Genomic DNA, 22804 nt, shown 5'->3' with positions numbered 1-22804 from the left:
CGCCTGCCGGCATCGTCGCGTGCGATAACATGACTTGCCCCACCCCGCCCCTTCGGAAACGCATCGATGCGCGCCAGAATCGAAGATGTCGCCCAGGCCGCCGGCGTCTCCATGAAAACCGTCTCGCGCGTGTTCAACCGCGAACCGAACGTGCGCGAGAAGACCCGGCTCAAGGTCGAGGCGGCCGCCCAGACGCTGAATTACCGCCCTAATCCGTCGGCGCGCAGCTTGGCGGGAAACCGTTCTTACCTGATTTCGCTGGTGTACGACGATCCCGCCGCGGCATCGAGCTACGTCATGGAGATCATCGTCGGCATGCTCGCCGCCTGCGAGCGCCAGGGTTACAGCGCGATGCTGCGTCCGCTGGAATATTCCAATGCCGACCACATCCGCGCGGTGGAGGAATCGATCGCGCAATATCGTCCGGACGGCCTGATCCTGGTGCCGCCGTTCACCGACGACCTCAAATTGTTGCGCCGTCTCGATGCCCTCGGCGTGCGCTACGCCACGATCTCCGCGAAGGCCAAGCTCGGCCACGCGCGCATCGGCACCATCCTCGACGAGCGCAAGGCGGCGGCGGACATGATCGCGCACGCCGTCGAGCTCGGTCATCGCCGCATCGCCCACATCGCCGGCCCTACGCCGCACGGCGGACGCGCCTGGCGCCTGGCCGGTTATCGCGACGGGCTGCGCCGCGCGGGCATCCCTTACGATCCCGAGCTCGTCGTCGATGGCGGCTTCACCTTCGACGACGGCGTCGCCGGCACGAGGCGACTGCTCGACCTGAAGCATCCGCCCACCGCGGTCTTCGCCGCCAACGACGACAGCGCCTGCGGCGTCATGCACGAGGCGTTCGAACGCGGCATGCGCATCCCGCAAGACTTGTCCGTGTTCGGTTTCGACGACACGCCGGCCTCGCGCCAGATCTGGCCGAGCCTGACCACGGTGCGACAGCCTTGCCGCGAGATGGGCCGCATCGCCGCCGAGCAGTTGCTCGCCGCGATCCGCGATCCGCAGGCGGGCGCGCTCGTGGACGTGCCCTACGAACTGATGATCCGCCAATCGGGCGGACCCGCGCCGGTTTCGGCGAAGCGGCGCTGAGCGGCGCCGCCGCGAACGCCGCACGCTTCGGCCAGACATCCATGCCTGCCACGACAAACAGGCTCCCGGTCGGCTTCTGGCAGATCTGGAACATGTGCTTCGGCTTCATGGGGCTGCAGTTCGGCCTCGCGCTGCAGAACGCGAACGTCAGCCGCATCTTCCAGACTCTCGGCGCCGGGATCGACGACATTCCGGCGCTGTGGATCGCCGCGCCGCTGACCGGGCTGCTCGTGCAGCCGATCGTCGGCTATTGCTCGGATCGCACGTGGGGCCGGCTCGGCCGGCGCCGGCCGTATTTCCTCGCCGGCGCGATCGTCGCCGCATTGGCGCTGATCGCGATGCCCAATTCGCCGACGCTCTGGACCGCGGCGGCGCTGCTGTGGATCCTCGATGCCGCGATCAACGTCTCGATGGGACCGTTGCGTTCGTTCGTCGGCGATCAGCTGCCGTCGTCGCAGCGCCCGGCCGGCTACGCGATGCAGACTTTGTTCATCGCGGCCGGCGCCGTCATCGCCAGCCTGCTGCCCTGGCTGCTCGCGCAATTCGGGATCAGCAACCTCGCCGCCTCCGGAGGGATTCCCGACACGGTGAAGCTGGCGTTCTATCTCGGCGCCGCCGTCTTGTTCGGCACGCTCGTCTGGACCGTGCTGTCAACCCGTGAGTATCCGCCCGACGTGCTCGCCGCGTTCGAGGACGCGAAGCCGGCTGCGCCTCCAACGCCGTTGCCGGCACACGTACGCTACACGGGCGCGCTCTGGTGCGCGGCGGGCTTGGCTGCGTTCCTCGCTATCCGACTGACCCAGGCCGATGCGCGGCTGCACTTGCTCGCCGCGGGCCTGTTCGCCTACGGCGCGATACAGTTGGTCGCCGGCTACAGCCGCGCACGCAATCCGTTCACCGCGATCGTCGCCGATCTGCTGACGATGCCCGCGACCATGCGCCAGCTCGTGCCGGTGCAATGTTTTTCCTGGTTCGCGCTGTTCGCGATGTGGATCTACACGACGGCGGCGGTGACCAGCGCGCATTTCGCCACGGAAGACACGCGCTCGGCCGCTTACAACGACGGTGCGAACTGGACCGGCGTGCTGTTCGCGGCCTACAACGGTTTCGCCGTGCTCGCGGCGATGCTGATCCCATGGATGACGCGCCGGCTCGGCCTGCGCCTGAGCCACTTGCTCAATCTCGTCCTGGGCGGCTGCGGCCTGCTGTCGTTCCTGCTGATCCGCGATCCGCACTGGCTGCTGCTGTCGATGGTCGGCGTCGGCTTCGCCTGGGCGTCGATCCTGTCCCTTCCCTACGCGCTGCTGTCCGACAGCGTGCCGGCGGGGAAGATGGGCGTGTACATGGGCATCTTCAATCTGTTCATCGTCATCCCGCAATTGCTCGCCGCCAGCTTGCTCGGCTTCCTGTTGAAGACGTTCTTCGGCAATGCGCCGATCTACGCGCTGCTGATCGGCGGCGTCAGCCTGATGCTCGCGGCGCTTTGCGTGTTGCGCGTCGGCGCGCCGACGGGAGACGCGGGCTCGGCTTTCGGGCAGTAGCCGGCCCAGGAGCTCCGGCGTCCGACGCAAGGCCGGCCGACATCGCCTGATCTACGTACGCAGCTTTCATTGATCCGGATCAATAACCGTCCGCGCGGTCGCCGCACAATGCGCTCAAGCCTCGTAGCAGGGCCGCGTCCGACGACGCTGCAGGTCGATCCGAGGGTGGAAAGGGTCTTTCATCGCAAGATGCAGACCGCGTCCAGCGACGGCATTGGCTGAGCAGCAGCAGGACTAACGGCCGGGCATGCGGTTCACCCCGCATGCGCTGCTACGGGGTGATTTTTGTCCCGTCGAATCGCGCTACGGTCCTTCGCTTGGCGATGCTGGCAACGGCGACCGGGCGAGCCGCAACGCATTGGTGACCACCGAGACCGAACTCAGGCTCATCGCCAGGGCCGCGATCATCGGACTGAGCAGCCATCCGAACGCCGGATACAGCACGCCGGCGGCGATCGGCACGCCGACGGCGTTGTACAGGAACGCGAAACCCAGGTTCTGCCGCATGTTGGAGACAGCGGCATCGGAAATGGCGCGCGCATGCAGGATCTTGCGGAGATCGCCTTTCACCAGCGTCACCTGCGCGCTGGACATCGCTACGTCCGTGCCGGTGCCCATCGCGATACCCACGTCGGCCGCGGCCAGGGCTGGCGCATCGTTGATGCCATCGCCGGCCATCGCCACCCGCCGGCCCTGCGCCTTGAGCCTTTGAACCCACTCGACCTTGTCTTTAGGCCGCACTTCGCCGCGCACCTCCTCGATGCCCAGCGCGCGTCCTACGGCTTCGGCCGTAGCCTGCGCATCGCCCGACGCCATGACCACGCGCACGCCCGCCGCGCGCAGCGCGTTCAAGGCCGGCAAGGTCGTGGCCTTGATGGGATCGGCCACCGCCAGAATCCCCGCCAGGCGGCCATCGACGGCCAGATAGACCACGCTGGCGCCTTCGCCGCGCAGGCGCTCGGCGTCTCCGGATACCGCGGCGACATCGGCGCCGGCTTCGGCCATCAGCGTCCGATTGCCCAAGATCAGCGCGCGATCGGCGACGCGACCGCGCACGCCCATGCCGGTGAGCGAATCGAAATCCGCCACCGCAGGCGGAGACAACCCTCGCCGTTTGGTTTCGGCCAGGATGGCCTCGGCCAGCGGATGCTCGCTGCCTTGCTCGAGGCCGGCGGCCAGGCGCAGCACTTCGTCCGCGGCGAAACCTTCGGCGGCGATGACGTCCTTGAACACCGGCCGTCCTTCGGTCAAGGTGCCGGTCTTGTCCACGACCAGCGTATCGATCTTGCGCAAGTGTTCGATCGCCTCGGCGTCGCGGAACAGTACGCCGGCTCGCGCCGCGCGGCCGGTGGCCACCATGATCGACATGGGCGTAGCCAGTCCCAGCGCGCAAGGGCAGGCGATGATCAGCACCGATACGGCGTTCAGCACGGCATAGGTCCACGACGGCTCGGGTCCGAACAGGCCCCAGCCCAGGAAAGTCAGTACCGCCGCGACCAACACCGCGAGCACGAACCCGTAGGCAACCTTGTCGGCCATGCGCTGCATCGGCGCCCGGGAACGCTGGGCCTGGGCGACGAGCTGCACGATTTGCGACAGGACCGTGTCGGATCCCACCTTCTCCGCCCGTATGACCAGGCTGCCGGTACCGTTGAGCGTCGCGCCGACGACGCGCGCGCCGGGCGCCTTTTCGACCGGGATGGGCTCGCCGCTCAGCATCGATTCGTCCAGGCTGGAACGGCCTTCCAGCACCAGGCCGTCCACCGGCACTTTCTCACCGGGCCGCACGCGCAAGCGGTCGCCCACGTGCACCTGTTCGAGCGGAACATCCTCTTCCGTACCGTCCCGGCCGATCCGCCGCGCGGTCTTGGGCGCAAGCCCGAGCAATGCCTTGATCGCCGCGGAGGTCTTGGAGCGCGCACGCAGTTCGAGCAGTTGCCCGAGCAGCGTCAAGGAAACGATCACCGCTGCGGCTTCGAAATACACGCCTACTCGGCCATGCTCCCGGAACGACGCCGGAAAGAGATCGGGGACCACGGCGGCTACGACGCTGTAACCGAATGCCGCCGCCACGCCGATGCCGATCAGCGTCCACATGTTGGGGCTGCGGTTGCGAATCGACTGCGCGCAGCGCTCGAAGAACGGCCAGCCCGCCCACAGCACTACCGGCGCGCTCAGCGCCAGTTCCAACCAGGTCCGCATCTCGGCCGACAAGACCGTAAGACGATGCGCTCCCATCGCCAACGCCAGTACGGTCAGCGTCAACGGCAAAGTCCACCAGAAGCGGCGCGAGAAATCGCCAAGCTCCGGATTCTCTTCGTCCTCCAGGCTTGGCATCTCGGGTTCCAGGGCCATGCCGCAGATCGGGCAGACGCCCGGGCCCGGTTGCCGGATCTGGGGATGCATCGGACACGTATAGATCGTGCCCGCCGGAACCGGAGCCGCCGGCGAGGAAGCCTTGGGCGCGAGGTGCTTGGCCGGGTCGGATACGAATTTCTCGCGGCAACGCGCAGAGCAGAAATGGTATTCGTTGCCGGCATGCACGGCCTGGTGCGGCGTTTTCGAAGGATCGACCGGCATGCCGCAGACCGGATCGACGACCGCATGGGCCGCCGCGCCGGACGGTGGATGGTTAGAGCAGCAACCGTGTCCGTTGCCGTGCGCGGGATGCTGGGAGGCGCTCATGCGTTCTCCTCCGCTGGAACATGGGGAATTGGCCCGGACAGGACGGACGCATCGCCGATCCCGATCGACCCCGAGTCTAGCCCTTCGGTACTGCGCACTGTTTCCATGGCCCTCGCCGTAGCCTCTGTGGATGGAGCGAGTTTGCAGTCTGGACCTTGGTCCAGAGTCAAGCATCGATCGCCGGACTTCGCTGAGGCTGTACGGCCGCTGCGCGCGAACCGCGGGATCGGCCCGCCGATCGAAATCCGTTTTCCTTAACCCCGCTTCGGCCGCCATACGTTCGTCTTCGTGACGCGACGCGATTTCGCGCTCGGTTTTAGACCCTGGAGAACTGCCATGCCCCGGATCTTTCCCTTCTTGTTTGGCCTGCTGTTGCTGGCGGCGTGCGACGGCGTTGCGACCGCCGCAGCACACTCGGCGCCGGATACCCAGCCGCGCAAGACGCTGCGCGCCTTCTCCGGCGAAGGGGAATTCGACCGCCTGCTCAAGCGTTGGCGCGCGCAGGCGGACGCCCGGCGCAAGGAAGTCGCCAAGCAGGCGGCGATGGCCCCGCCGCCCCCGCCCGCACCTACCGTCGCATTGATGGCGCCCGGCGCCGTGGCCGAAGCCAAATCTTTGGACAGCGTCGCCGGCAACGCCGCTGCGGACAAAGAGGAATCGATCACCAACGTGCAAACCGCCGGCGTCGACGAAGGCGGCATCGTCAAGCGACATGGCGATCATCTGGTGATCCTGCGCCGCGGTCGATTGTTCACCGTGCGCATCGGCGGCGACGCGCTGCGGCCGGTGTCGACGGTCGACGCCTACGCGCCCGGCACCGATCCTTCCGGCGCGTGGTACGACGAGATGCTGGTGTCGGACGACACGGTCGTCGTGATCGGCTACAGCTACGCGCGCGGCGGCACCGAGATCGGCTTGTTCGACATCGCCCGCGACGGCGGCCTGAAATACCGCGCCACCTATCACTTGCGCAGCAACGATTACTACTCTTCTCGCAATTACGCCAGCCGCCTGATCGGCGACAAGCTAATCTTCTACACGCCGATGCGCTTGAACGCGTGGAACGCCGGCTCCGATGATTTTTACCCTGCGGTCCGCCGCTGGCATAAGGACGCCACACCGCAGGAATTCCGCCGCATCCTGCCGGCCACGCGCATCTACCGCAGCGCGGACGAATTGAATCCGTTCGAAGGCGCGGCGCTGCACACGGTCAGCATCTGCGACCTGGGCCGCGCGGAGATGCGATGCGAGTCCAGCGCCGTACTCGGTCCGCAAGGCCGCGTGTTCTACGTGTCCGCCGATTCGGTGTTCGTCTGGACCACGCATTACGATCGCGACCAGCGCCGCCCCTACCGTTCCGCGGTGTTCCGCATCCCGCTGGACGGCGCCGCGCCGAGCGCGTTGCGCACCAGCGGCAGCCCGATCGACCAGCTCTCCTTCCTGCAGGATGCGAAGGGCTTCCTCAACGTGCTGGTCAGCGCGCACGGCGACGGCGAAGGCATGTGGCGCGCCGAGAGCAAGCGCGGCGACATGGCTTTGCTGCGCGTGCGGCTGCGCGATTTCGGCGACGGCAGCGCGGCCGCGCCGGCTTCGGCCTATACGCCGCTGCTCAACGCCGGCGACAGCGAAGTGCAGAACCGCTTCATCGGCGATTGGCTGGTGTACGGATCGGCGCCGTACCGCTGGCGCGACCCTTCCGCCGCCGGCGCACATCCGATGCTCTACGCGATCCGCTACGCCGACCGCATGCCGTTGCAGCAGATCGACCTGGGCCACGGCGCCGAGCGCATCGAAGCGATGGGCGGCGATGCGGTGATCGTCGGCGGATCGGGTAAGGATCTGCACTTCACCAGTTTGAAGCTGGGCCCGCGCACGGCGAACAAGCGCAGCGTGTTCGTGCAACGCGACGCCGCACAAGGCGAAAGCCGCACGCACGGCTTCTTCTACCGTGCCGAAACCGAGCGGCAAGGCATCGTCGGCCTGCCGATCGTCGGCGCGGCGCGCAGCAACAGCATGCAGCGCTATCTCGACCAGACCGCGAGCGTGCTCTATCTGCGCAACCGCGACCTGAAGCTCGGCCGGATGGGCCAACTGGACGCCCGTGCCGAGCGGGCGGTGGACGACGGCTGCAAAGCCAGCTGCGTGGATTGGTACGGCGATGCGCGGCCGATCTTCATCGGCGAGCGGGTGTTCGCCCTGCTCGGCTACGAACTGGTCGAAGGCCGGATCGACGGCGAACGCATCCGCGAACGCCGCCGCACGGATTTCGCGCCGAAGCGGGCGATCGCGGTCGCCCGCTGAGCTCCCAACCGTCATCCCGGCGCAAGCCGGGATCCAGAGCCCATGACGAGGGGTTGGCATCGACGCGCCGTAGCTGCGTCGACCTGGGTCCCGGCTCCCGCCGGGATGACGGCAACGGGAGTTTGCCGCCGCTCAAGCCTGGGCTGAGAATGGCGGCATGGACATCTTCAAAGTTTTCACCCTGGAAGCCGCGCACCGGCTGCCGAACGTGCCCGAAGGCCACAAATGCGCGCGCTTGCACGGCCATTCGTTCCGGATCGAAGTGCACGTCTCGGGCGAACCAGGCGAGCGCAGCGGTTGGGTGATGGATTTCGCCGACCTGAAAGCCGCCTTCAAGCCGCTTTACGAACGGCTCGACCACCACTATCTCAACGACATCGAAGGCCTGGAAAACCCGACCAGCGAACGGCTGGCCGTCTGGATTTGGGAGCGGCTCAAGCCTGCGCTGCCGCAGTTGAGCGAGATCGTCGTCCACGAGACCTGCACCTCGGGCTGCCGCTACCGCGGCTAGCCGGCGCCGGCTTACATCGGGGTAAAAAAGCGCATATAGGGCCGGATTCGCCTGAGCCGGCTGCCGCCGACTATCGGTATAACTATCATAACTAACTGTTTTATATCGAGTTATCGGTTAGCTGAACCCTGAAATATCTTTGTTGTTGCATTGCAACATAGCCGGAGCTATGCTGCACCGCACAAACCGGCAAACCGCCGATTTACCTCAGGAGTTCCGCCATGTATCCGCAGTTCAACGAGCAGTTCACCGCCGCGACCCGTCAGTTCGCGGACACGGCGGCCCAGATCAACCGCCTGGCCCTGAACAACGCCGAGAAGGTGTTCGGCCTGCAGCTGGCCGCGTTCAACGACAGCGCCAACGCCGCTTTCGCCTACTTCGGCCAGCTGGTCGAAGCCCGCGATCTGGAAGCGCTGAAGGCCGTCGTGCCGAACGGCATCCAGGTCGCCCGCGAGAACGTCGAGCGCGCCATCAGCACCGGCCAGGAAGTCTACGGCCAGACGCTGAAGACCAACGAAGCCATCGGCCAGATCGCCAAGGGCCAGTTCGAAGCCGCTTCCGAGCAGGCCCAGAGCAACGCCGAGCGCGTCGTGAAGGCCGCCGGCAAGGTCGCCGCCAAGTAAGACTTCGGAACGCGCGGCCCTCTCCCCGCGCGATCGGAAAAAAACGAAACCCGGCAGCTTCGGCTGCCGGGTTTTTTTGTTCGATGGCCTGGCGCGATCCGGTCTGTCGTCTTTATGAGGCCCGAATCCGAACCGGGAATTCGGGCGCTTCCTAAAAGACAATGGGACATTCTATGAGAACGCTCACCGCTTTAGGCTTGGTTTTGATTCTGGGTATCGGTAGCGCTAGAGCCGAGGCGGATCGGCCTCGGCAGACGGATAACGGTTACGAACCCCGGTCGGATTCGGCAGGCGACACGTCGCATGGATGCAGACGCATCGGCCCGAACGAGATCGAATGTTGGAAATGCTGGGAAAGCAAGGAAGAAAACATGACGCTCTGCGAGTTTTCCTATCCCGGCAAATGAAAGGGGCGTCGCCGGCATAGGCGCTCGTCTTTAGCGCATAGCCGGCGCCGGGAAATCCGGCATATCGAATTTCGGCAGCGGCAGCGCGACTTCTGTCGGCAGATCTTCGCCGCGTCCGGTTTTCAGGAACTCGAAGACCGCCCGCTTCGCCGCATCGTCGTCGCGGAGCTGGTACATCGTGCCATCGTGGCCGCCGCGATGGACCAGGATCGCGTGGCCGTTGCGGAAATACGGCAGCAGGCCCAGCGTGTTGTCGATCGGGGTCGAGGTGTCCCAATCGCCGTGGACGAACACGATGGGGATGTCGCTCGGCACCGGCTTGCGCACCGCGTCGCCCATGTCGCGGGTCGGCCAATCCGGCGCCGACGCGATGTTGGCCTCGAAATTCCACGTGCCCAACAAGGCGACGGCCGGATCGGTGCGCAAGCGATGCTCGCGTTCGGCGCTGACGCCCAGGCTGCTGTCCGCCAGCGGGCCGATCATGATCGTCTCGGACGCCGCGCGATCGTCGATCGTTTCCCTCGCCCATTCTTCGTAATGGCCGTGATATAGCGACAGGATGAAGGCCGGCCAGCGCTCGCCCTCGGCGGTATGCGACAACAGCGCCTGCTGCAGGTCTTCGGCGCCGAGCACGACCGTTCGCGCCTTGCCGTCCTTTTCGCGCACGGTCACGCTGACCGGGCCTTTCGCGAAGCGGTCGTGCAAGGCGGACACCGCCGCCATGAGGCCGCCCGGCGGCAGGTATGGCTTCAATCCCGGATCGCGGTCGGCGTCGTAGGCGATGCGCTGCAACGAGGCATAGATATGCGATGGCATGTCGTAGCCGTTGTCCAGCGGCTCGACGGCGGAAAGCACCGCACGCGCCACGGCATCGGGATGCAGGCGCATCACCGCCAAGCTCCATTGCGAGCCGAAGCTTCCGCCGAACAGGCTGATCTTGCCGTAGCCCAGCGCGCGGCGCACATCGTCGACGTCCGCGGCGAACTCGCCGATGTCGTAGCCGGACAGGTCCTTGTCGGGATTGGCGGCGACGGCCGCCTTGGCCTGCGCCTGCATTGCCGCCGCTGAGGCGCGCACCGACGCGGGCTTGTCCAGCGGCCACGCCGGGCTCGGCGCCATCAGCATTTCGCCGCGTGCGGTGTAGCCGCGCTGCTCGACCACCACCACGTCGCCGACGGCGGTCAAGCTCAGCCAGAGCCGTAGTTTGCCCATGTCGTTCTTGGCGAACGCGCCGAGCACGCTGAGGCCGGGACCGCCCGGCAACCAGAACACCGGTGGGGCGCCGGTCGGCTGCGGCGACTTGATCCGGGCGAAGCCGACGCCGATCAGGCGGCTTCCCGGTTTGCTGCGGTTTTCCGGCACGTACAGCGTGCCGATTTCGTAAGGCACCGCCTTGCCTTGTTCGTCGCGAACGGTGCCGCGTTCGACGACGATCTCGCCCGGCTTGTGCTGGGCGAAGGCGGCGGCGGGTGCGATCAAGAGCAAAGAGAGCAGCAGCCGCCAGAGCGGCCTCCGGACGATCGTACGCATGCGCGGGCACCGGTTCGTAGGGTGCGTCAATGCTTCCATCGAGATATCTTGATGTCAAGATACTTCATGTGAATATATAATGACGCTATGCCAAGAAAGCCTTCCACCGGCGCGGACCACGACATCGTCGACCAGCTGCTGCGCGACTGGCGCCGCGAACGTCCGGAACTGGACGCGTCGGCGATGGCCGTGGTCGGGCGGATCCTGCATCTGGGCCGGCTGCTGGAAGCGGGCGCCGGCGAACGGCTGCGCGAAGCGGGCATCAACTACACCGATCTCGACGTGCTGGCCACGCTCAGGCGCTCGGGCGCGCCTTATCGGCTGACGCCGACCGCTTTGCGCAAATCCGTGCTGCTCACCTCCGGAGCGATGACCGCCTGCCTGAACCGGCTCGAGGCGCGCGGCCTGGTCGCGCGCAGCGCCGACGACGGCGATCGGCGTTCGCTGGCGGCGACGCTGACCGCGCAAGGCCGCAGATTGATAGACAAAGCCATCGTCGCGCGCTTCGATCAGGCCGATGAAGCCCTCGCAAGCCTAAGCGCGGCAGAACGCGCGGAGCTGGCCAAACTGTTGCGCAAGTTGCGCATCAGCCTGCCGTAGCGTCATCCCGTAGACCGGGTCCGCGAAGCGAACCCGGGGCTTTTCGGTTGAACGCGTAACCGCGGTTTGCCGCGGCGTGATTCCGGGTTCGCTTCGCGGACCCGGTCTACGTCAATCCTTGGCGATGGCCGGCTTCTCGTCCAATTTGTCGCCCAGCATCCGCCGCACCACCACGTAGAACACCGGGATCAGCAGCAGGCCCAGGAAGGTGGCGAACAGCATGCCGCCGATCACGCCGGTGCCGATCGCGTGCCGCGCATTGGCGCCGGCGCCGGTGGAGATGGCCAGCGGCGTCACGCCCATGATGAAGGCGAACGAGGTCATCAGGATCGGGCGGAAACGCAGCTTCGCCGCTTCGACCACCGCTTCGCGCAAGGGCTTGCCGGCCTGGCGCTGCTCGATCGCGAACTCGATGATCAGGATCGCGTTCTTCGCCGCCAAGCCGATCACCGTGATCAGGCCGATCTTGAAATAGATGTCGTTGGGCAAACCGCGCAGCATCGAAAACGCGACCGCGCCCAGCACGCCCAGCGGCACCACCAGCAGCACCGCCACCGGCACCGACCAGCTTTCGTACAAGGCGGCCAAGCACAGGAACACGACCAGGATCGACAGCGCCATCAGCATCGGCGCCTGGTTGCCGGACAGGATTTCCTGGTAGGACTGGCCGGTCCAGTCGTAGCCGAAGCCTTCGGGCAGATCGTTGTCGACGATCTCCTGCATCACCTTCATCGCCTCGCCCGAACTGTGGCCGGGCGCTTGCGAACCGACCACTTCGGCGGCGGCGTAACCGTTGTAGCGGGTCAGCGACGGCGGGCCCACGATCCAACTCGACTTGACTATGTTCGACAACGGGATCATCGCCGCGACCGAACCGTCGGAAGCCGCGCTCGGAGTGAAGAAACGGCCCAGCGATTCCGGACCGGTGCGGTAAGCGGTGTCGGCCTGCATGGTCACGCGCTTGACGCGGCCTTCGTCGACGAAATCGTTGACGTATACCGGCGCCAGCATCAGCTGCACGGCGCTGTAGATGTCGCTGACCTGCAAGCCCATCGCCTGCGCTTGCACACGGTCGACGTCCAGCTTCAGCTGCGGCGCATCGGCCAGCGTGTTCGGGCGCACGCCGGTCAGCGCCGGATTCTGCGAAGCCTTGCCGAGCAATTGGCCTAGCGCTTGGCCCAAGGCCGCGCGGCCTTGTCCGCTGCGGTCCTGCAGATACATGTCGAAACCGCCGAACTGGCCCAAGCCGTTCACCGTCGGCAGGTTGATCACGAAGATCTGCGCGTCGCGGATACCGAACAGCGCGCCGTTCGCCTTCTGGATGAATTCGGTCGCCGTAATCTTGCGCTCGTCCCAGGGCTTGAGCTTGACGAACGCCATGCCGACGTTCTCGCCCTGGCCGACGAAGCTGAAGCCGGCCACCTGCATCATGCCCTCGTAGCCTTCTTGCTTCTCCAGCGTGCCGCGCACTTGCTCGAATACGCGCTGGGTGCGCTGCAGCGTGGCGCCCGGCGGCAGCTGCACGATCGCCAGCGCGTAGCCCTGGTCTTCTTCGGGCAGGAAGCTGCCCGGCATGCGCGCGAACAGGAATCCGCACAGCACCGCCAGCGCGCCGAACACGATCATCCAGCGCGGTGCGTGCGTCACCGCGCTGCCGATGTGGCCGACGTAGGTCTTGACCGTCCCGTCGTAGATCCGGTTGAAGCCGCGGAAGATGAAGTTGCGGCTCTCGTGGTGGCCGGTCGGCTTGAGCATGGTCGCGCACAGCGCCGGGGTGAAGCCCAGCGCCAGGAACGCGGAGAAGCCCATCGCCATCGCGATGGTGATCGCGAACTGCTTGTAGATCTGGCCCGCGCTGCCGCCTTGGAACGCGCTGGGCACGAACACCGCGGCCAGCACGACGGTGATCGCCACCACGGCGCCGGTGATCTGGCCCATCGCCTTGACCGTGGCCTCCTTCGGCGACAGGCCTTCCTCGGTCATGATGCGTTCGACGTTCTCGATCACGACGATCGCGTCGTCCACCACGATGCCGATCGCCAGCACCATGCCGAACAAGCTGAGCTGGTTGATGGTGAAGCCGATCAGGTACATGCCCAGGAACGTGCCCATCAGCGCGACCGGGATCACCAAAGTCGGGATGATCGTGGCGCGCAGGTTCTGCAGGAAGATCAGCATCACCAGGAACACCAGCACGATCGCTTCGATCAGGGTCTTGACCACTTCCTCGACCGAAATCTTCACGAAGGTGGAGCTGTCGTACGGCGAGAACCAGGTCACGCCCTGCGGGAACGTCGCCTGCAATTCGTCCATCCGCGCGCGCACCGCTTCGGCCACGCCCAAGGCGTTCGCGCCGGGCGCGAGCTGGATCGCGTAGCCCGCGGCCGGGGTGCCGCTCCACTTCAGATCGAAGCCGTAGGCCGAAGCGCCTTTCTGGATCCGCGCCACGTCCTTCAGCCGCACCGTGGTGCCGTCGCGGTTGGCGCGCAAGATGATGTCGCCGAATTGTTCGGCGGTGCTGTAGCGGCCTTCCGCCGACACCGTCGCGGTGAAGGCCTGGCCTTGCGGCGAAGGCTCGGCGCCGATCGAACCGGCGGCGAACTGCACGTTCTGGCCGCGCACCGCGGCCAACGCCTGGCTGGCGGACAGGCCGTAACCTTGCAGCTTGTCGGGATTGAGCCAGATGTTCATCGCGTACTCGCCGCCGAACAGCTGGGTGCTGCCGACGCCGGGCACGCGCGAGATCTGGTCGAGCACGCGCGAGGCGATGATGTCCGACAGCGCGCTCTTGTCGTAGGCCGGATTGCTCGAACGCAACGCCACCACCATCAGGAAGCCGGCGTTGGCCTTGGCCACCACCACGCCCTGCTGAGTCACTTCCGACGGCAGGCGCGGCGTGGCCAGCGCCACTTTGTTCTGCACCTGCACCTGGGCGATGTCCGGATTGGTGCCGGCCTTGAAGGTGAGCGTGATCGAAGAGCGGCCGCTCGAGCTGGACGACGAACTGAAGTAATCCAGATTGTCGATGCCGGTGAGCTGCTGTTCGATCACCTGGGTGACCGCGCGCTCGGTGGTGTCGGCGCTGGCGCCGGGATAGCTCGCGCCCACCGTCACCTGCGGCGGCGCGATGCTGGGATACGACTCCACGCCCAGGTTGAGGATCGCGAGCACGCCGCCGAGCGTGATCAGGATCGCGATGACCCAGGCGAAAACGGGATGGTTGATGAAGAACTTGGACATGACGGATCAGGCCTTCGCCGCCGGCTTTTCGTCCTTCTTCGGCGCGTTTGCGGGCGCTCCGCCGTTGTCGGGCTGCCACGGCGTCGCCTTCGCCGGCTGGCCGGGCTGCGCTTTCTGCAAACCGGAAACGATCACCTGATCGCCGGCGTTCAAGCCCAGATGCACCACCCACTGGTTGCCTTGGCTGCGGTCGGTGACGATGTCCTTGCGCACGACTTTGCCGTCCTGGCCTACGACCAGCACGTAGGCGCTGGTCGCATCGCGCTGCACCGCGGCTTGCGGCAGCAGGAATACGTTCTGCTGTTCGCCGAGCGTCGCTTTCAAGGTCACATAAGTGCCGGGCAACAAAGTTTTGTCGGGATTGGGCAACAGCGCGCGCAACGCGATCGCGCCCGTGGCCGGGTCGACCACGTCGCCCGAGAAATCCAATTCGCCCATGCGCTGATACGGCGTGCCGTCGGGCAGCAGCACCTGCACCTGGGCCTTGCTCTGCGTCCGACCGCCCTGCGCGGCGCGTACCTGCTCCAGTTCGGCGATGCTGAGCGAGAAGTTCACGTACAGCGGATCGATCTGGTCCACCGTCGTCAGCAGTGTCGCGTCGCCCTGGCCGACCAGCGCGCCTTCGGTGACCTGTTGTTTGCCGGCGCGGCCGTCGATCGGCGAGGCCACGCTCGCATAGCCCAGATTGATGCGGGCGCTGTCCACGCTGGCCTTGCCGGCCTGCACCGCGGCCGCGGCGCTGCGTTCGGCGGCCAGGGCGTTGTCCAGGTCCGACTTGGAGATGAAGTTGGTCGGCGCCAGCTGGCGCGCGCGGTCGGCCGCGACCTTGGCGTTGGTGTAATTGGCTTGCGCCTGCGCGAGCGAGGCCTGCGCCTGCGACAGCGCGGCGCGCAGCGGGGCGGGATCGATCACGAACAACACTTGGCCCTTGCGCACGTCGCTGCCTTCCGCGTAAGCGCGCCGCTGCAGCACGCCCGGCACGCGCGCGCGCACGTCGGCGCTACGGTAGGCGGCCAGGCGGCCGACCAGATCCTTCTGCAAGGGCACGTTCGCGGGCTTGACCGTCACCACGCCGACTTCCGGCGGCGGCGGGGCCGGAGGCGGGGCTTGCTTGCCGCAAGCGGCGAGCGCCGCCGATACCGCCAAAATAGAAAACCAGGAAACGCGCATGGGGAAGCCTCTTAAGGTCTTGTTATTTTCTATACTGTTCAGTCTAGCATTCGGCTGAGACGGCGACCGTGCCGGAAGTAAGGACGGATCGCGTCGTTCAGTCACGCGCCTCTCAGCGTGTGCGACCGCGCCTCTAGACGATGCGAAGGATCCGGCGAATCCTCTGCGAAAGCCTTGATCAATTCGTGAACCATGTTCAAAATCGCGTTCGGACCGACCTCCGCGCCAAGGACCATGAGCACCCGGGAACGCCGTCGACGCGAGCTCGCCGATCGTGAGCGCCTGTTCCTGGACAAAGCCCAGGAACTGATCCAGCGCGACGGTCTGCTCAGCCTGCAGATGTCGCGCATCGCCGAGGAGTCGGACTACGCGATCGGCACGCTCTACAATCATTTCGCCAGCAAGGAAGATCTGCTGGTGGCCTTGGCCACGCGCAACTGCCTGAGCCGGGTCGAACTGTTCGAACGCGCCGCGCGCTGGGCCGGCCCGACCCGCGAGCGCATGCTGGCGGTGGCGTTGGCCGACTTGATGGTGATCCGCGCCCAGCCCGAACATTTCCGCCTAGCCCAGTTCGTGTGGACCGACGTTATTTGGGGCGCGGCTTCCGAAGCCAGCCGCCAGCGCGCGCTGGAAGCCAGCGCGCCGCTGAGCGAACTGGTCGACGGCATCGTGGTCGAGGCCTTACGCAACGGCGAGCTGCCGGCGACGATGTCGCTGGCGCCGCAGGCGCTGACGGTCGGGCCCTGGGCGATGTGCCTGGGCATGTACACCCTGCTGCAGCAGGACGGTTTGCTGGACCACAAGGGTTTCGGCGATCCGTACCGGCTGCTGTTCAAGCAATTGCAATACCTGCTCAACGGCTACGGCTGGCGGCCGCTGTTCGATCCGGTCGACGACGACGCCGTCGACGCCTTGGTCGTACGCGTCAGCGAGGCGGTATTCGGCTGTCCGTCGCCGTACCTGCCCGATCACAACTCTACTTCCCTCAAGGATGTTTCCCATGCCCAAGCATGACCCCGCGCGCAAGCCCTCCACGCGCAAACGGATGATCTGGATGCTGATCGGCGCCATCGTGGTGTTCGGCGGCGTGTTCCTCGTCAAGGCCGGCATGAGCAAGGGCATGAACGACTTCTTCGACAACATGCCGCAGCCGGCGTCCGCGGTGACCGCGGCGACGGCGAAGTCGGAACGTTGGAGCGACAACGAGGAATCGGTCGGCACCTTCGTCGCGATCAACGGCACCAACGTCACCACCGAAGCCGGCGGCGTGGTCAAGTCGATCGAGTTCGAAGCCGGCCAGCCGGTGAAGGCCGGCCAGGTGCTGGTGCGGTTGAACACCGCCAACGAGTTGGCGACGCTGAATTCGCTGGAAGCCACCGCCAAACTGGCGGCGGTGCAGCGCGACCGCTGGCGCAAGCTGGGCCAAGACAAGCTGGTGTCGCAGGACGAGGTGGAGCAACGCGCCACCGCGGCGGCCAGCGCCCGCGCCAACGCCGACGCCCAACGCGCGCTGATCGCGCAGAAGACCATACGCGCGCCGTTCGACGGTTTCCTCGGCATCCGCCAGGTCAACCTCGGCCAGTTCGTCAATCCCGGCGACCCGATCGTGAGCCTGCAGGCGCTCGATCCGATCTACCTGGATTTCAGCCTGCCCGAGAAGCTGATGGGCCAAGTGCAGAACGGCACCCGCGTCCGCGCCACCGTGGACGCGATGCCCGGCCGCACCTTCGAAGGCGAAGTCACCGCGATCCAGCCCGAAGTCGAAGCCGCTACCCGCAACTTCAAGGTCCAGGCCACGCTCGACAACGCCGAGGGCAATCTGCGTCCCGGCACGTTCGCGCACGTCGGCTTCGCGCTGGGCGGCGAACGCACCGTGGTGGTGATCCCGCAGACCGCGGTCAGCTTCAATCCTTACGGCAACGCGGTGTACGTGATCACCAAGAAGAAGCGCGCCGAAGGCGAGAAGGACATGCAGGGCAAGCCGCTAACGGGCGACAAGCTCATCGTCACCCAGCGCTTCGTCAAGACCGGCGCCACTCGCGGCGACCTGATCGCGGTGACCGACGGCCTGAAGCCGGGCGAGCAGGTGGTGACCAGCGGTCTGCTGAAGCTGCGCAACGATGCGGAAGTGACGATCAACAACAAGGTCCTGCCGACTGCGGAAGCGCAGCCGAAGACCGAAAACCGCTGATCTTCCCGCACCCTCACCCAACCCTCTCCCGCAAGCGGGAGAGGGAGAGGATTTCAGATGAAATTCACCGATATCTTCATCAACAAACCGGTGCTGGCGATCGTGGTCAGCCTGTTCATCCTGCTGTTCGGGCTGCGCGCGTTCAGCGAATTGAACGTGCGCCAGTATCCCGAGCTGCGCAACGCGGTGGTCAACGTCAGCACCACGTACTACGGCGCCGACGCGGACCTGATCCAGGGCTTCATCACCACGCCGCTGGAGCGCGAGATCGCCAGCGCCGAGGGCATCGAGTACATGAGCTCGACCAGCTCGGCCGGCATCAGCACCATCCAGGCCTACATCCGCTTGGACCAGGATCCGAACGAGGCGCTCACCCAGATCGCGGCCAAGGTCAACAAGATGCGCGGCCAGCTGCCGCCGGAGTCCGAGGACCCGGTGATCGACCTGCAGCAGGGCCAGCAGATCGCGGCGATGTACGTGTCCTTCGCCAGCGACACCCTCAACAACAACCAGATCACCGACTACATCACCCGCGTCATCCAGCCCAAGCTGGTCACCGTTCCCGGCGTGCAGCGCGCCGACATCCTCGGCGCCGGCACGTTCGCGATGCGGATCTGGCTGAAACCCGACCGCATGACCGCGCTGAAGGTCACCGCCAGCGACGTCGCCAACGCGCTGCAGAACAACAACGTGCTGTCCGCGGTGGGTTCGACCAAGGGCCAGATGGTCGCGATCGACATGACCGCGCGCACCGACCTGCGCGACGCGGAAGAGTTCCGCAAGCTGGTCGTGCGCGAGCAGGACGGCGCGATCGTACGCCTGGGCGACGTCGCCGACGTGCAGCTCGGCTCGGAGAGCTACGGCACTTCGGTGCGCATGAACGGCCAATCGGCCACCTTCATGGGCATCTTCGTCGCGCCCGACGCCAACTCGCTGGACGTGATCAAGGAAGTGCGCAAGCTGTGGGACGGGCAGATCGTGCCGCAGCTGCCGCAGGGCATCACCCCGTCGATCCCCTACGACAGCACCGAAGCGATCCAGGACGCGATCGACGAAGTGGTCAGCACCATCGTCGAAGCGGTGATCATCGTGATCGTGGTGATCTTCCTGTTCCTGGGCTCGCTGCGCAGCGTGCTGATCCCGGCGGTGACCGTGCCGCTGTCGCTGATCGGTTCGCTGTTCCTGATGCTGCTGATGGGCTTCACCATCAACCTGCTGACCCTGCTGGCGATGGTGCTGGCGATCGGCATCGTGGTGGACGACGCGATCATCGTGCTGGAGAACATCCATCGCCACATCGAGGAGGGCATGTCGCCCTACGATGCGGCGATCAAGGGCGCGCAGGAACTGGCGTGGCCGGTGGTGGCGATGACCACCACGCTGGTGGCGGTGTACCTGCCGATCGGCTTCCAGGGCGGCCTGACCGGCGTGCTGTTCACCGAGTTCGCGTTCACCCTGGCCGGATCGGTGCTGCTGTCGGGCGTAATCGCCCTGACTTTGTCGCCGATGATGTGCGCGAAGATCCTCAAGCCGCACGCCGAAGGCAGCAAGGGCAAGCTCGAAGCCTGGCTCGACGCGCGTTTCGACTGGCTGCGCCACGGCTACCAGCGCAAGCTGCACGGCGCGCTGGAGACCAAGTCGGTGATCGCCGTGTTCGGCATCATCGTGCTGATCTCCTGCGCCTTCCTCTACATCACCGCGCCCAAGGAACCGGCGCCGCTGGAGGACGAGGGCTTCATCTTCTCGATCGGCAACGCCGATCCGTACGCCACCTTGGACTATGTGGAACGCTACACCGAGGAGATCACCAAGATCGCCAAGGGCGTGCCGGAAGTGGACGGCTTCTTCCTGTTCAACGGCGGCTTCGGCGGCAGCGGCGGCGGCGCCAGCCCCAGCGCGATGGCTGGCTTCGTGCTCAAGCCCTGGAGCGAACGCGACAAGTCGACCAACGCGGTGCTGCAGCAGGAATTGCAGCCACAGATGAGCCAGGTCACCGGCCTCAACGTGTTCGCGCTGGTTCCGCCTTCCCTGCCCAGCGCGGGCGGCGACGGCGGCGGCGAGTTCATCATCGGCGGCGTGGGCGAACTGAGCCAGCTCAGCGAACTGGCCGATGCGATCCTGGCCAAGGCCTACGAGAGCAAGCGCTTCATCTTCCTGGACAAGGACCTGAAGATCGACAAGCCGCGGATCGAGGTGCAGATCGACCGCGACAAGGCGGCCACGCTGGGCATCGACATGCGCACCCTGGCGGCCGACATGTCGGCGATGCTGTCGGGCGGCTACACCAACCGCTTCGCGATGCAGAACCGCTCCTACCTGGTGATCCCGCAGGTGCAGCGCAGCGACCGGTTGAACGCGAGCGCGCTGCAGAACTACTACACCCGCACCCGCGACGGCCAACTGATCCCGTTGTCGACCATCGTGACCCTGAAGGAAACCGCCCAGCCGCAGTCGCTGAAGCGCTTCCAGCAGTTGAACGCGGTGTCGATCACGTTCGCGCCGCGCCCCGGCGTGAGCAAGGGCCAGGCGCTGGCGATCCTGGACCAGGCCGCGAAGGAAGTGCTGCCGCAGGGCTACAGCGTCGACTACGCCGGCGAATCGCGCCAGTTCAAGCAAGAAGGCTCGGCCATGCTGCTGACCCTGGCGCTGGCGCTGATCGTGATCTTCCTGGTGCTGTCGGCGCAGTTCGAGAGCTTCCGCGATGCGCTGATCATGCTGCTCACCGTGCCGATGGCGATCTGCGGCGCGCTGCTGACGCTGAACGTGCTGGCGATCCTGGCAGGCATTTTGCAGATCGCGCAGATCGAAGCCTTCCCCGGCATGAGCATCAACATCTACACCCAGGTGGGGCTAGTGACGCTGGTCGGCGTGATCTCCAAGCATGGCATCCTGATCGTGGAGTTCGCCAACAAGCTGCAGAGCGAACAGGGCCTGTCCAAGCGCGAAGCGATCGAAGAAGCCACCGCGATCCGCTTGCGCCCGGTGCTGATGACCACCGCGGCATTGGTGTTCGCGATGATCCCGCTGTTGATCGCCACCGGTCCGGGCGCGGCCTCGCGCTTCTCGATGGGCGTGGTGATCGCCTCGGGCATGACCATCGGCACCGCGTTCACCCTGTTCGTGCTGCCGGCGTTCTATCTGTTCCTGGCGCGCGACCATGCGCACGACCGCGATCGCGAGAAGGCCGCGCAAGCCGAAAGCGACGCGCCGCACGGCGGACCCGAACCGCACGCGGCGTAAGCTACGTCGCAAAAAGCGGAACCGGAACGGGCGCAGCGATGCGCCCGTTCTTTTTGGCGCCATCGCTCTCGCTTTTGTAGAGTCGAGCCCGCTCGAGTGCTCTTGCTCGGCTTGTTTAGAGCGGAGCTTGCTCCGCTGCTTTCCTGCAACGGAACGAAAAGCAGTCGAGCAGGCTCGACTCTACGAAAAGCGGTTCGCCAGCAAGGGAGCGCAATCGAGGTGCGCGGACAGTGCGGCCGCGTCCGCGCCGGGCGCATGCGGCAGACGGCCCAGACACGGCGCCGGGATGCGCGACGCCAACAGCCCGAAATAATCGTCGGCTTGCGGCAGATCGGGATCGACGTCGTTGCCGATCCAACCGGCGAGCCGGACGCCGTCGGCTGCGATAGCACGCGCGCTCAGCCTGGCGTGGTTGATGCAACCCAGCTTCAGTCCCACGACCAGCACGACCGGCAACTCCAGCGCGCGAACCACGTCGATTTGATCCAATTCCGCCGACAAAGGCGCCGCCCAGCCGCCGACGCCCTCCACGATCATCGCATCGGCGCGCGATGCGAGCCGGCGGTAGGCCGCGGCGATCGATTCCAATCCGATATCGACGCCCGCCGCGCGCGCCGCCAATTCCGGCGCGGTCGCCTCCGGCAACGCGTAAGGATTGACGTCCGCATAGTCCGGCGCCGGATCGCTCGCCCGCCGCAACGCCAACGCGTCCTCGTTGCGCCATTCGCCATCGATGCGCTCGCAGCCGCTGGCCACCGGCTTCATGCCCGCCGCGCGCAACCCGCGCGCGCGCAACGCATGCAGCAGCGCGGCGCTCGCCACGGTCTTGCCGATGCCGGTATCGGTGCCCGTAACGTAGAACGCGACGGTCATGCCGAGCTCCTCGCCGCCGCGCGCCGCTGCACGCGCGCGCCGACGATGCCGGTGAAACTGAGCAGAAAATAGACGCAGCCGGGCAGGCTGAGCTGCAACGGCGTCGGCCTATCCGGCAAGGCCATGGCCAGCACGATCGACAGCACGCCGATCGCGACGAAATACAGCCACACCGCCACCTCGGCCGAGGTCGACGCGGACTCCTGCGCATCCAAGCCGAGCTCGCCGCGGCGCTGGCGCGCATGCGCGTACAAGCCGGCTACGCAAAGCGACATGGTCGAAAACGCCAACCCGTACACCAGGTACATGAAACCCAAGTCGGCGACGCTGCCGACCTTGACCGGAAACGGCAGCCAACCGCCGCTGATCCAACCGAACAGCACGCCGAACTGGATGCGCAGCGGATATACGTACACCAGCACCAGGAACACCAGCGCCAGGCTGAGCAGCTTGCTGGCGCCGTCGTCCAAACCGTAGCGCCGGCTCCAGTTGGCGTGCGCGTTCCAGAACATCGCGATCATCGCGAAACTCGCGGCGAAGGCCGGGATGCCTTTCAGCGCCAGCGCCAGGGCGGCCATGCTGTCGGGGATCGAATCGACCGAAATCACCAACAGCGTCACCGAGAACGCGAACGCCGCATCGACGAAGGCCTCCAGCCGCGTCACTTCGCGGCCGCGGTGGCGGAAACCGTCGCGCGTGCGCGCTGAGGCCCCGGATTCGCTGTCTACGTCCATCTTTCCGCTCCCGCCCTGCCCCGATCCGCACCGTCCCGCTGATACACTGCAGGGCGG

General features: G+C 66.2%; 15 protein-coding genes. 9 read left to right on the top strand and 6 right to left on the bottom strand.

The window, feature by feature from the left end; translation table 11 throughout:
* The first annotated feature begins 66 nt into the window (after positions 1 to 66).
* Together FCE95_RS10850 and FCE95_RS10845 are read left to right on the top strand one after the other, a co-directional pair.
* Positions 67 to 1101 (top strand): LacI family DNA-binding transcriptional regulator, encoded by a 1035-nt coding sequence (locus FCE95_RS10850; protein WP_137267033.1) that lies wholly within the window; start codon positions 67 to 69, stop codon positions 1099 to 1101.
* A 41-nt stretch (positions 1102 to 1142) separates the two neighbouring features.
* The gene (locus FCE95_RS10845; RefSeq protein WP_137267032.1) at positions 1143 to 2642 is read left to right on the top strand and encodes an MFS transporter; all 1500 of its coding nucleotides are present in this window, start codon (positions 1143 to 1145) and stop codon (positions 2640 to 2642) included.
* Between the two features lie 303 nt (positions 2643 to 2945).
* Here FCE95_RS10845 and FCE95_RS10840 read toward each other — a convergent pair whose 3' ends face one another.
* Positions 2946 to 5327 (bottom strand): heavy metal translocating P-type ATPase, encoded by a 2382-nt coding sequence (locus tag FCE95_RS10840; protein WP_137267031.1) that lies wholly within the window; start codon positions 5325 to 5327, stop codon positions 2946 to 2948.
* A 336-nt stretch (positions 5328 to 5663) separates the two neighbouring features.
* Between FCE95_RS10840 and FCE95_RS10835 the strand changes: the two genes are divergently transcribed.
* The 3 genes from FCE95_RS10835 (at position 5664) to FCE95_RS10825 (ending at position 8762) form a co-directional block, all read left to right on the top strand.
* Complete coding sequence (locus tag FCE95_RS10835) at positions 5664 to 7628, top strand: beta-propeller domain-containing protein (protein WP_137267030.1); 1965 nt, start codon at positions 5664 to 5666, stop codon at positions 7626 to 7628.
* 157 nt (positions 7629 to 7785) lie between these two features.
* Entirely contained in the window at positions 7786 to 8139 is a 354-nt protein-coding gene (queD, locus tag FCE95_RS10830; protein ID WP_137267029.1) for a 6-carboxytetrahydropterin synthase QueD, read from the top strand.
* A gap of 221 nt (positions 8140 to 8360) precedes the next feature.
* Positions 8361 to 8762 carry a phasin family protein gene (locus tag FCE95_RS10825; protein ID WP_137267028.1) on the top strand — a complete coding sequence of 134 codons (402 nt, stop codon included), beginning with the start codon at positions 8361 to 8363 and terminating at the stop codon, positions 8760 to 8762.
* Between the two features lie 437 nt (positions 8763 to 9199).
* On the opposite strand, the gene FCE95_RS10820 is transcribed toward FCE95_RS10825, so the two are convergent.
* Positions 9200 to 10699, bottom strand: a complete 1500-nt coding sequence (locus tag FCE95_RS10820) for an alpha/beta hydrolase (RefSeq protein ID WP_137267027.1) — start codon at positions 10697 to 10699, stop codon at positions 9200 to 9202.
* Positions 10700 to 10786: 87 nt separating this feature from the next.
* On the opposite strand from FCE95_RS10820, the gene FCE95_RS10815 reads away from it, so the two are divergent.
* Positions 10787 to 11299 (top strand): MarR family winged helix-turn-helix transcriptional regulator, encoded by a 513-nt coding sequence (locus FCE95_RS10815; RefSeq protein ID WP_137267026.1) that lies wholly within the window; start codon positions 10787 to 10789, stop codon positions 11297 to 11299.
* A gap of 111 nt (positions 11300 to 11410) precedes the next feature.
* On the opposite strand, the gene FCE95_RS10810 is transcribed toward FCE95_RS10815, so the two are convergent.
* Complete coding sequence (locus FCE95_RS10810; protein ID WP_137267025.1) at positions 11411 to 14539, bottom strand: multidrug efflux RND transporter permease subunit; 3129 nt, start codon at positions 14537 to 14539, stop codon at positions 11411 to 11413.
* A gap of 6 nt (positions 14540 to 14545) precedes the next feature.
* The gene (locus FCE95_RS10805) at positions 14546 to 15709 is read right to left on the bottom strand and encodes an efflux RND transporter periplasmic adaptor subunit (protein ID WP_137267024.1); all 1164 of its coding nucleotides are present in this window, start codon (positions 15707 to 15709) and stop codon (positions 14546 to 14548) included.
* Positions 15710 to 15943: 234 nt separating this feature from the next.
* Between FCE95_RS10805 and FCE95_RS10800 the strand changes: the two genes are divergently transcribed.
* The 3 genes from FCE95_RS10800 to FCE95_RS10790 are packed head-to-tail and all read left to right on the top strand — an operon-like array spanning position 15944 to position 21140.
* Positions 15944 to 16723, top strand: coding sequence for a TetR/AcrR family transcriptional regulator (locus tag FCE95_RS10800; RefSeq protein WP_189644731.1), 780 nt, complete (start codon positions 15944 to 15946; stop codon positions 16721 to 16723).
* Complete coding sequence (locus FCE95_RS10795; RefSeq protein ID WP_137267022.1) at positions 16710 to 17900, top strand: efflux RND transporter periplasmic adaptor subunit; 1191 nt, start codon at positions 16710 to 16712, stop codon at positions 17898 to 17900. The genes FCE95_RS10800 and FCE95_RS10795 overlap by 14 nt, the downstream gene beginning before the upstream one ends.
* Positions 17901 to 17957: 57 nt before the next feature.
* On the top strand, positions 17958 to 21140 hold the full coding sequence (locus FCE95_RS10790) for an efflux RND transporter permease subunit (RefSeq protein WP_137267021.1): 3183 nt from the start codon (positions 17958 to 17960) through the stop codon (positions 21138 to 21140).
* A gap of 180 nt (positions 21141 to 21320) precedes the next feature.
* Here FCE95_RS10790 and bioD read toward each other — a convergent pair whose 3' ends face one another.
* Complete coding sequence (gene bioD, locus FCE95_RS10785) at positions 21321 to 22013, bottom strand: dethiobiotin synthase (RefSeq protein WP_137267020.1); 693 nt, start codon at positions 22011 to 22013, stop codon at positions 21321 to 21323.
* The gene (locus FCE95_RS10780) at positions 22010 to 22747 is read right to left on the bottom strand and encodes a TMEM175 family protein (protein WP_189644730.1); all 738 of its coding nucleotides are present in this window, start codon (positions 22745 to 22747) and stop codon (positions 22010 to 22012) included. Before FCE95_RS10780 ends, bioD begins: the two co-directional genes overlap by 4 nt.
* Positions 22748 to 22804 lie beyond the last annotated feature (57 nt).

This window comes from Luteimonas gilva (genome assembly GCF_005239095.1).
Lineage (GTDB): Bacteria > Pseudomonadota > Gammaproteobacteria > Xanthomonadales > Xanthomonadaceae > Luteimonas_C > Luteimonas_C gilva.
Note: the sequence above shows the minus strand (reverse complement) of the source record. Positions and strands in the feature narration are given on the sequence as shown.